The 1,438-nt window shown below is 65.4% G+C and carries 1 protein-coding gene and 1 pseudogene; both read right to left on the reverse strand.

The genetic code is table 11. From position 1 onward, the window contains the following. Positions 1 to 686, reverse strand: a pseudogene (locus tag GSQ88_RS34985) (HlyD family efflux transporter periplasmic adaptor subunit); the annotation flags it as partial. Further along, positions 686 to 1,438: efflux RND transporter periplasmic adaptor subunit (locus GSQ88_RS14195; protein ID WP_159008382.1), on the reverse strand; the 753-nt coding region annotated here is incomplete at its 5' end. The gene GSQ88_RS14195 and the pseudogene GSQ88_RS34985, both read right to left, overlap by 1 nt.

Here is a 1,438-nt window from a genome sequence, read left to right on the forward strand (position 1 = left end):
ACCAACAGCGCGAGACCCATGGTCGGCACCCGGCAGCCGAAACGCTTGGCAGTGTAGGCATGGCCGAGTTCATGCAGTCCCTTCAGGCAGCCGAGCGTGATGCCGAAGCCGACCGCGCCCTGCACCGAGAACATGTCGACGAAGGTGCCGAGAAACACGTCCCACTGCCGTGCGACGCGAACCAGTCCGATCAATCCGATCGCGACCACGAGCGCTGCGACCAGCGGGCTGAACACCCAGCGCAGATAGGGATAGCTCAGGTTTAGAAAGCGATCCGGCCGCAGCAGCGGAATCCGGATGAACAGATAATTGTGCAACAGCCATTTGGCCCAACTGCCACGCTGGCGGTCGGCCTTCTTGACCATGTTGGCGGTGGCGTCAGGGCTAGAGGCGCGCAGCAGGTCGAATGAAAACAGAAACCGGACGAGGTCGTCGACATCTTCCTGCTCGACCTGGAGCGTGGTCTCGGCTTCGACCCGCGCGGTCAATGCCGCGGCCGAACCGCTGTCCCAGCGCGACAGCAATTCGAATTCGCGCCAGCCGAGACGATAGAAACGATTGCTGGAGGGGTCATGCAGCGTCCAGCTCGGCGAGCCGTCGAGCGCGGCGGGGCCGGGAAAAATCGCGATCTCCTCGCGCAACGGCAACAGGCCCTTTGCAGCGCCGGCCGCCGCGGCCACGCTCATCACAGCCCCACGAATTGTCGCGCCGCGGCCAGCGGACGCCGCAGCAAATAGTAGAACAGCGAAACCCGCTCGCCGAACAATTTCGCCGTGCCCTTGAGGCCGATCCGCGGCGGATGTGCCGCATCGGATAATTTCGCCTTCAGACGATAGCCGAGCAGGCCGCCCGGCGACTGGGTCGCCTCATAGCTCGCCTGCCGCAAGTTCGCCCGCAGCGGCGAATCCGGCGCGATATTGAGAAAGAAATCGACGTCGGCACCGGTCGTCAGCGTGATCGCGTCCGCGACCGGCAGCCAGATCTCGATCTCGGCCTGCGCCGGATCGGCGATCTCGATCAGCCGCTCGCCGATTGCCACCGGCTTGCCGATCCAGGCGTTGGGATCGTCATAGATCGCAAGACCGCTGCGGCTCGCCGTGACCTTGACGCGATCGAGCAGCGACTGGTTGTAGGTGACGTCGGCGCGCTTCTCCTCCGCCCTACCCTTCAGCACCGCCATCAGGGCTCGGCTCTTGTCGTCGAACACCGCCTGCTGCGCGGCCTGGCGATATTCGGCCTCCGCCACCGCGAGCGCCTTGGCGGCGGCGTCGAGCTTGTTTTCGATCGCGCGCGGATCGAGCGTCAGCAGCAACTGACCGGCTTGGACCTGCTCGTTGGGCTGCACCTCGAAATGGTCGACGACGCCCTCGAGCGGCGCGCGCACGATGGTCGGCCGCAACGCGACCACTTCGGCCGGCGCCAGCGCCGACAAGGTCAC

Origin of the sequence: Bradyrhizobium sp. S69, assembly GCF_009766005.1 — a bacterium.
Taxonomy (GTDB): Bacteria; Pseudomonadota; Alphaproteobacteria; order Rhizobiales; family Xanthobacteraceae; genus Bradyrhizobium.